The 8,770-nt window shown below is 67.5% G+C and carries 7 protein-coding genes and 2 pseudogenes; 3 read left to right on the top strand and 6 right to left on the bottom strand.

Annotation, left to right across the window (positions count from 1 at the left end; all coding sequences use genetic code 11):
• The 4 genes and pseudogenes from BGN95_RS24600 to BGN95_RS24585 form a co-directional block, all read right to left on the bottom strand.
• Positions 1-338 (bottom strand): annotated as a pseudogene (locus BGN95_RS24600) (MaoC family dehydratase); the annotation flags it as partial.
• A gap of 180 nt (positions 339-518) precedes the next feature.
• Entirely contained in the window at positions 519-1,688 is a 1,170-nt protein-coding gene (locus BGN95_RS24595; protein WP_265312854.1) for a mechanosensitive ion channel family protein, read from the bottom strand.
• A 187-nt stretch (positions 1,689-1,875) separates the two neighbouring features.
• Positions 1,876-3,225 carry a putative O-glycosylation ligase, exosortase A system-associated gene (locus BGN95_RS24590; RefSeq protein WP_286774334.1) on the bottom strand — a complete coding sequence of 450 codons (1,350 nt, stop codon included), beginning with the start codon at positions 3,223-3,225 and terminating at the stop codon, positions 1,876-1,878.
• On the bottom strand, positions 3,218-3,358 hold the full coding sequence (locus BGN95_RS24585; protein ID WP_286774333.1) for a hypothetical protein: 141 nt from the start codon (positions 3,356-3,358) through the stop codon (positions 3,218-3,220). Before BGN95_RS24585 ends, BGN95_RS24590 begins: the two co-directional genes overlap by 8 nt.
• 92 nt (positions 3,359-3,450) lie before the next feature.
• Between BGN95_RS24585 and BGN95_RS24580 the strand changes: the two genes are divergently transcribed.
• The 3 genes from BGN95_RS24580 to BGN95_RS24570 all read left to right on the top strand — a co-directional run bounded on the left by BGN95_RS24580 (position 3,451) and on the right by BGN95_RS24570 (position 5,932).
• Positions 3,451-4,689: a TIGR04063 family PEP-CTERM/XrtA system glycosyltransferase gene (locus tag BGN95_RS24580; RefSeq protein WP_286774332.1), complete on the top strand. Its 1,239-nt coding sequence runs from the start codon at positions 3,451-3,453 to the stop codon at positions 4,687-4,689.
• Complete coding sequence (locus tag BGN95_RS24575) at positions 4,659-5,324, top strand: hypothetical protein (RefSeq protein WP_286774331.1); 666 nt, start codon at positions 4,659-4,661, stop codon at positions 5,322-5,324. The genes BGN95_RS24580 and BGN95_RS24575 overlap by 31 nt, the downstream gene beginning before the upstream one ends.
• A 68-nt stretch (positions 5,325-5,392) precedes the next feature.
• Positions 5,393-5,932, top strand: a complete 540-nt coding sequence (locus BGN95_RS24570; protein ID WP_179511377.1) for a DUF2141 domain-containing protein — start codon at positions 5,393-5,395, stop codon at positions 5,930-5,932.
• A 99-nt stretch (positions 5,933-6,031) separates the two neighbouring features.
• On the opposite strand, the gene odhB is transcribed toward BGN95_RS24570, so the two are convergent.
• Positions 6,032-7,240 carry a 2-oxoglutarate dehydrogenase complex dihydrolipoyllysine-residue succinyltransferase gene (gene odhB, locus BGN95_RS24565; RefSeq protein WP_179511378.1) on the bottom strand — a complete coding sequence of 403 codons (1,209 nt, stop codon included), beginning with the start codon at positions 7,238-7,240 and terminating at the stop codon, positions 6,032-6,034.
• 48 nt (positions 7,241-7,288) lie between these two features.
• Positions 7,289-8,770: pseudogene (sucA, locus tag BGN95_RS24560) on the bottom strand (2-oxoglutarate dehydrogenase E1 component); the annotation flags it as partial.

Raw genomic sequence — 8,770 nt, 5'->3', positions numbered from 1 at the left:
GGCCGCTTTTCCTCGAATTCGGTGATCTTGGAGCGGCCGCGGACGCGCGAGCCCGACGGCACCGGGGCGAGGAAGCGCACTTTGTTGCCGCCGTAATTGACCCCCATCTTCACCCCGTCGAGTCGCGGCATCCCGGGGTTCTTGGCGCTGAGCTGCGGCAGCAGCGAGAGCGTGAGGAAACCGTGCGCGATCGTCGTGCCGAACGGGGTGAGCTTGGCGCGCTCGGGATCGACGTGGATGAACTGATGATCGCCCGTTGCGTCGGCGAACTTGTTGATCATCTCCTGCGTCACCTCGATCCACTCGGAAACGCTTTCCTTGCCGATGCTGGCCTTCATCTCGTCCGGGGTCACAATCCCTCCATCGATTTATTGCGCCGCAGCGCAGCGTGATCGCCTCCTGTAGGCGCGGAACGCCCGGCGCTGCAAGCCTTGGCTGACCGAAGGCTTGAAAAACGCGCGTTCCGCTAGGGAAACCTTGCCGAATTAATCCGAACCCGATCTTCGAATTCGTGAAAGTCAGGCGTGCGGCGAGTCGCCGGCCGGGGTCGCCGGCGGCGGTGGCGGGATGTGATTGCCGGCCGTGGGGTTGGAGATGGTGTGGGTAGGGAAGGGGATGGAAATGCCCTTTTCGGCACACATCTTGATCAGCGCGATGCCGACCTTGTGCCGTCCGTCGAAGGCATCGGCGAAATCGGGGGTGTCGCTGTCGAACTCGATGTCGAAATCGAGCGTCGACGCATTGAACCTGAGGAAGCCGCAGCGGACGAAGACCAGCCCGCACGATTCGACCACTTCCTTCACCATATCGGGGAAGGCCTGCAGCGTTTCCGCCGGCGTGTCATAGGCGATGCCGAGCGTGAAGGTGGTGCGGCGGAACTGGCGCCGGGTGTTGTTGCAGATTTCCTGATCGAGCAATTTGCGGTTGGAGATGATCCGCTCCTCGCCGTTGGTGCCGCGGATGCGGGTGGATTTGAGGCCAATCTCCTCCACCGTGCCCGATGACTGGCCGTAGGAGATCGCGTCCCCGCGCCGGAACGGGCGATCGAAGATGATTGCCAGCGCCGCGAACAGATCGGCGAAGATGCCCTGCGCGGCGAGGCCGATCGCGATGCCGCCGACGCCGAGGCCGGCGATCAGGCCGGTAACGTTGACCCCGAGATTGTCGAGCACGACGATGAACGCGATCGCGAACAAGGCGAAGCTGACGAGCACGCGGATCAGCCCCATCGCGCTCATCAGCGCTTCGCCCGAATAATGTTCCGAATGGGTGCGATGCTCGATCGCGCCGAGGATCACCTCCCGCGCCCAGATCGCGGACTGGAACACCGCGACGATCGTGAACAGGAAGTGGATCGTGGCCGAAACGGGGTGAGGCGCGCCGGCGAAGCCCTCGACCAGCCGGATCGTCAGCAGGACGATGAAATAATTGTTGGTGCGCTGGATCGCGCGCCCGAGCACCACCGGCCAGCCGGTGCCGTGCTTGTCGCGCCCGGCAAGCCGCGCCCCGCAGGCGCGGAGCCACATCAGCAGCGCGGCGATGCCAACGCCGATCCCGCAGGCGATCGCGATCTGCAGCCAATGGGTCGCGACCCAGGTGATGCTTGCGTGATAGAGCGTCTCGAACTGATTGTTCCAATCTTCATGGGGCAGGATCGGCGCCTTGGCCGGGGCGCTGGTGTTGCTCATGTCGTTTCCTTGATCGGGCCGTGCGGGATGTGGCGGCCGGGACATATGCCTCGCCGCCTTCGATACCTGTTCGTAACGAAACGTCCAATCCGCGGTTCCTGCACTCCGACGCGGGTTTCGCGCCGTTCCCCTTCTTCTCCCCTCCCTGTTCAAGGGAGGGGAGCAGGAAGTCGGATGAAAAGACGGGTCAAGCTGTGGCGGGCGTCAGGCGTTTGCCGAACATCGGGCGCCACGTCGCCTCGCGCCGCCGCCGCGTCAGATAGGTGTCGAGCCCGATCTGCGCGCCGATCAGCATGTAGATGAACGGCTGGAATGCGATCCCCACGAAGGCGCCGCCGAGCAGGTAGATCAGATGTGCGTGCTGCAACGCCCCCGCCAGCGCGCCGCCCCAGGCGAAGTCGCCCTCGCGGTGGCGACGGCGCAGAATCTCCATGCGGATCAGCCCGGAAAGGCTGAGCAATAGCCATAGAGCAAGCCCGGGATAGCCCTGTTCGCCGAGCATCTCGAAATAGCTCGAATGATAGGCGCGGCTCTTGTCGACCGTCAGGTTGCGCTCGACCGTGGTCGACGCGCCCGATCCCTTCACTGCAACCGTGTCGTACCGGATGCGGTTCTGCCGATAGGCTTCGAAGCCGCCGCCGAACGGGTGGGTCTTGGCGTATTCCCACGTCCATTGCCACACCGCGAGGCGCGTCGAGGCGGATTCGTCGGCCTGATAGGTCTTGATCGTCGCCATCCGGTCGCTGAATGCCGAGGGGAGGAACGGCACCGCGACCAGCCCCGCCAGCGCCAGCGCGCCGAGGTAGAGCATCGGCCGCTTCACCTCGCGCAGCATCAGCACCGCGAGCAGCCCGATGCACATCAGCCCGGTGCGCGCCGAGGTGCCGACCGGGATCAGCAGGCAGGCGAACACCAGCGCATAAGCGAACGCCTTCACCGCGTGCCCGGTGCCGAACAAGGTGCCGTAGCGCGCCAGCCACAACACGATCGGGATGATGCAGATCGCGACCGCGGAGATGATGCTGCCTTCGTACAGCCCCGAATTGTTGGCGACCATCAGGTTGAGTTCGCCATAGCCGCCGCCCGAGAACAACGTCTTGATCCCGCCGACGATGACGATCGACGCGGCCGACAGCGTCATGAACAGGAGCAGCGCCTCGATCCGCAGCCGCGTCCGCAGGGTGAGCGGAAGGAAGGCGGCGAAGGCCAGCGCCTTCCATACCCAATCCCATTTATCGAGCGCTTCCGCCGGGAAGTCGGCGGTGCGGGTGGTGATGCCGCAATAGAGGATCAGGAGCAGGATCAGCCCCTGCCGTGGCGCCACGCGGCAATCCTTCTTGTCGTCGAACACCAGCCAGCCGCCGAACGCCGCGGCGCCCGCGATCAGCGAGATCGGCAGGCTGTTGAGCAGCATATAGGTCAGCCGCTGCGGCGAGACGATGTCGATATAGACATAGGCGAGCACGAACAGGAACGGGCGGCGCAGCCCCATCCCGAACAATGCGAGCAGGAAGCCGATGAAGGCGAGATCACGCACGCGGTTCACGCTCCTGCCGGGTATCGCGACCCGGTGGCGGCGTTTCGCGGTCGAGATCGGGTCGGCGCAGCAGCAGCCACGCCGCGAGCAGCATCAGCCCGTGGGTGAGGCCGAGCGCGAAATTGTCGATCATCGGCGCGAAATCCCTCGTGCTGCGTGGCGCCGGCTTTATCGGCACGCGGTTGACGCGGCGTTAAATGATCGTGTGGCAAGCATATTCTTGCGATGCGTATCCTCCATATCCTCGATCACGGCCTGCCGCTGCACAGCGGCTACACCTTCCGCACCCGTGCGATTCTGACGGCGCAGATCGCGCGCGGCTGGGAAGTCGCGGCGATCACCGGGCCGCGGCAGGGCCGGTCCGCGGCGGCGTTCGAACAGGTCGACGGGATCGATTTCCACCGCACCGTGCCGCCGCGCGCCTTGCCCGCGCCGGTCGGCGAGCTGGCGGAAATCGCCGCTTTCGCCCGGCGCATCGATGCGGTGGCGGAAAGCTATCGCCCCGATGTGCTCCACGCGCATTCGCCGGTGCTCGGCGCGCTGGCGGCGCTGTGGGTGGCGCGGCGACGCGGGTTGCCGCTGGTTTACGAGATCCGCGCCTTTTGGGAGGATGCGGCGGTCGGCAACGGCACGGGGCGCGAGGGGTCGGCGCGGTATCGCGCGACACGTGCGCTCGAGACCTGGGCGGTGCGACGCGCCGACGCGGTGGCGGTGATCTGCGAGGGGTTGCGCGGCGATCTCATCGCGCGGGGGATCGACGCGGCGAAGATATTCGTCTCCCCCAATGGGGTCGATCTCGGGCTGTTCGGCACGCCGGGGCCGCGCGACGAGGGGCTCGCGGCGACACTCGGGCTCGACGGCGAGACGATCGGGTTCATCGGCAGCTTCTACGATTATGAAGGGATCGACGATCTGATCGCGGCGATGCCGATGCTCGTCGCGGCGCGGCCCGCGGCGCGGCTGCTGCTGGTCGGCGGGGGGCCGATGGAGGCGGCGCTGCGCGCGCAGGCCGCCGCGTCGCCGGTCGCCGATCGCATCGTCTTCGTCGGGCGCGTGCCGCACGATCAGGTCGAGCGTTATTACGGCATTACCGACGTGCTCGCTTATCCGCGCAAACGGATGCGGCTGACCGATCTGGTCACCCCGCTCAAGCCGCTTGAGGCGATGGCGCAGGGGAAGCTGGTCGCGGCCTCCGATGTCGGCGGGCATCGCGAGCTGATCCGCGACGGCGATACCGGCACCTTGTTCGCCGCCGACGATCCGTCGGCGATCGCGGCGGCGCTCGCCGGGCTGCTCGCCGATCGCGCCGGCTGGGATGCGCGGCGGGCGCGGGCGCGCGCGTTCGTCGATGCGGAGCGCAACTGGGCGCTCAACGTTTCTCGTTATCAGCCCGTTTACCAACGTCTGGCAAAAGCCGAGCGGATGGATGAATCATGGCCGCAACCCAGCACGACACCCGCCTGAACCCACGAAAATTGTTGCCGGCGCTGGCGCTGGCGACGGGGCTGATCGCCGCGGCGCTGGTCGCCGCCGCACCGGCGGGGGTGTTCGATGCGGCGGTCGAGGGGTTGCCGCTTCCGGCGTTCGTGCCGGCCGGGATGACCGGCCGGATGTTGGCGGCGATCGCGGTGGGGGGCGTGGTCGCCGCGCTCGGCGCGTTGCCGTTGCTCGCGCCGCGCCGGCGCCGCGCGACCCGGCTCGGCGCGATCCCGCTGCTGCGGCGTGCCGATGCGCACCCCGATGCCCCCGCGCGGCGACCGATCGCCGCGCATAGCGAGCTCGGCGCGCCGGTGCTGCTCATCGACGCACGGACGGCCGAACACGGGCAGCCGATTCCGGCCGATCTCGATCAGCCGCTTGCGGCATTCGATCCCGGCGCGGTGCCGGCGGTGCCGCGCGCGCCGGTTCGGGCGGTTCGCTCGCTGGCACCCGTCCGGCGCGCGCGGATCGAGGCCTTTCCGGTGCCGGCGGGGGAGGGGGAAGCGTCGATCGGCGCGTTGCTCGATCGGCTCGAACGCGCGGCGGCGCGGCGTGCCGCGGCGCGGATCGACGGGCTGGAGGATATGCTTGTAAAATTGCGTAAGCTTGCCGCGGGTTGAAGCGAGACCGTCATCGTCCGCTGCTATCCTGCCGTAAAACCGCCGCACGGTGCGGCAATGGCGTTCTGATGTTCGATTATTCCCGTGTCGCTTTTGCGGCCCTATTGATGACTGCAGGTGCGGCGCCGGCCGTTGGCGCCGGCGAAGGCGCGCCGATCCTCGGCCCCGATGCGGCGGTGTGCGCGCACGGCAAGTCGCCCGCGATTCTCGTCGACATCACCGGATTGAGCAACCGCAACGGCACGGTGCGGGTGCGCACCTTCGGCGGGGCGACCTCGACCTGGTTCGACAAGACCAAATGGCAGACCAAGGTGGAAATCCCCACCCCGCGCACCGAGCCGATCCGCGTCTGCATGCCGGTCGCCGCGCCGGGCAATTATGCGATCGACGTGCGTCACGACGCCAATGCCAACGGCGAGACCGATCGCAAGGACGGCGGCGGCGCCTCGGGCAACCCGCGGGTGACGGTGTGGGATTTCATCTTCGGTCGCAAGCCCTCGCCCAAGCAGACCGCGGTGCATGTCGGGCAGGGCGTAACCGAGATTTCGGTGACGATGATGTATCTGAGCGGGACGTCGCTCAAGCCGCTGAGCGAGACGAAGCGCTAGGAAGGCAACCGTCATCCCAGCGCAAGCTGGGATCTCAGGCGGCAAGCGCAACCCATGTGGCACGCGGCCCCAGCTTTCGCTGGGGCGACGGCCGTTCGATTAAAGGTCGATCAGGATCCGCGTCGGGTCTTCCATCGCGTTCTTGAGCGCGACGAGGAAGGTCACCGCCTCGCGGCCGTCGATCAGCCGGTGGTCGTAGCTCAGCGCGAGATACATCATCGGGCGGACGACGACCTGGCCGTCGCGGACCACCGGGCGATCCTCGATCCGGTGCAGCCCGAGCACCGCCGACTGCGGCGGGTTGATGATCGGGGTCGACATCAGCGAGCCGAACACGCCGCCGTTGGAGATGGTGAAGGTGCCGCCCTTCATCTCGTCCATCTTGAGCGTGCCGTCCTTGGCGCGGCGGCCGAAATCGCCGATCGTCTTCTCGATCCCGGCGACCGACAGCTGATCGGCATCGCGGATCACCGGCACGACGAGGCCGTTGGGCGCGCTGACCGCGACCGAGATATCGGCATAATCGTGATAGATGATCTCATCGCCCTCGATCGAGGCGTTGACGGCGGGAATATCCTTCAGCGCCATGCACGCGGCCTTCACGAAGAAGCCCATGAAGCCGAGCCGCACGCCGTGCTTCTTCTCGAACAGATCCTTGTACTTGGTGCGCGCTTCGATCACCGCGCTCATGTCCACGTCGTTGAACGTGGTGAGCATCGCGGCGCTGTTCTGCGCGTCCTTCAGCCGGCGCGCGATCGTCTGGCGCAGCCGCGTCATGCGGACGCGCTCTTCCTTGCGGCCGGTCGATGCGGCGACCGACGGGGTGGCGGGCACCTCGGCAGCGGGCGCCTTGGCGGCGGTCGCCGCGGTCGCGGCGGCGGCGACGTCCTCCTTGGTCAGGCGGCCGTCCTTGCCGGTGCCCTTGATCGTCGCCGGATCGACGCCGTGTTCGAGCACCGCGCGGCGCACCGACGGCGAGAGCGCGGCGGGCGCATCGGGGCTCGCGGCGGGGGCCGGTGCAGCCGCGGGGGCAGGGGCCGCGGCAGCCGGCGCCGCCGCGGCGGCGCCGCCACCGGCCTCGACCGTCGCGATCATCGCGCCGACCTGCACCGTATCGCCGACCTGCACGGCATGCTGCCCCATCACGCCGGCGACCGGCGAGGGGACTTCGACCGAGACCTTGTCGGTCTCGAGGCTGGCGATCGGCTCGTCGGCGGCGACCTTGTCGCCCGGCTGCTTGAGCCATTCGCCCAGCGTCGCCTCGGTGATCGATTCGCCCAGTGTCGGGACCAGAACTTCGGTTGCCATCTTAAACCTCGTCATTGACGCCCCGGCCGGAACCGGGGCGACGGAACGTCACGCGCCGGCCTTGCCGGCCTTTTTCGCCGTGCCGCTTTCGCGGGTACGGCGGATTTCCTCACGCACATTATGGCCCAGCGCATCGGCGACAAGGGCGCCCTGCTCGGCCTGGTGGCGCTTCATCAGCCCGGTCGCCGGCGATGCCGCGGCGGCGCGGCCGGCGTAGCGCGGGCGCTTCACCGGGCAGTTCGCCTTGATCAGCGCCTGCTCGATGAAGGGTTCGACGAAGAACCAATAGCCGTTGTTGCGCGGCTCTTCCTGCGCCCAGATCACTTCCTCGAGATTGGGCATCCGCGCGAGGCGGACGGCCAGCGGCTCGCCGGGGAAGGGATAGAGCTGCTCGACGCGGACGATCTGCGTATGCTTGTCGCCCGCCGCATCGCGCGCCTCGATCAGGTCGTAGGCGACCTTGCCGGTGCACAGCACGAGCCGCTTGGTATCCGCATCGGCCGGCGCCGAGGGATCGGAGAGCAGGCGGCGGAAGTGGCTGTCGCCCTGGAAGTCCGCCGCGCTCGACACCGCCATCTTGTGCCGCAGCAGCGACTTCGGCGTGAAGATGATCAGCGGTTTGCGGAACGGGCGATGCATCTGCCGGCGCAGCAGGTGGAAATAGTTCGCCGGCGTGGTGCAATTGGCGACCTGCATATTATCGCCCGCGCACAGCTGGAGGAAACGCTCCGGCCGCGCCGAGCTATGCTCCGGCCCCTGGCCCTCGTAACCGTGCGGCAGCAGCATCACGAGGCCGTTGGCGCGCAGCCACTTGGCCTCGCCCGCGGCGATGAACTGGTCGATCATGATCTGCGCGCCGTTGGCGAAGTCGCCGAACTGCGCCTCCCACAGCACGAGCGTCTTGGGATCGGCGAGCGCATAGCCGTATTCGAACCCGAGCACGCCATATTCGCTCAGCGGGCTGTCGAGCACCTCGAAATTGCCGTGTTCGACATTGGCGAGCGGCACGTACTTATGCTCGTCATTCTGGTCGACCCACACCGCGTGGCGTTGCGAGAAGGTGCCGCGGCCCGAATCCTGCCCCGAGAGGCGGACGCCATAGCCTTCCGACAGGAGCGAGCCGTAGGCCAGCGCCTCGCCGGTCGCCCAGTCGAAGCCCTCGCCGGTGCGGAACATCTCGCGCTTGGCGTCGATCACGCGTGCCAGCGTCTTGTGGATCGAGATCGAGTCGGGAACCGTGGTGAGCAGCCGGCCGATCGCGTCGAACAATTTGGGTTCGATGCCGGTATCGACGCTGCGCCGCGCGGTTTCGGGATCGGCCGGGATCGAGAGGCCCGACCAGCGCCCGGCGAACCAATCCGCCTTGTTGGGCTTGTAGCTCGCGCCCGCCTCGAACTCGCCTTCGAGCAGGGTGGTGAACTGCTGGCTGGTCGTATCGATCCACGCCTGATCGACGACCTTCTCGGCGATCAGCCGCTGGCCGTAGATCTCGCTGACCGGCGCGTGGCTGCGGATCGCCTTGTACATCAG

Source organism: Sphingomonas sp. 66-10 (assembly GCF_001897045.1).
Lineage (GTDB): Bacteria > Pseudomonadota > Alphaproteobacteria > Sphingomonadales > Sphingomonadaceae > Sphingomonas > Sphingomonas lycopersici.
The sequence above is the reverse complement of the archived record's forward strand: the minus strand, read 5'-3'. Positions and strand labels throughout refer to the sequence as shown.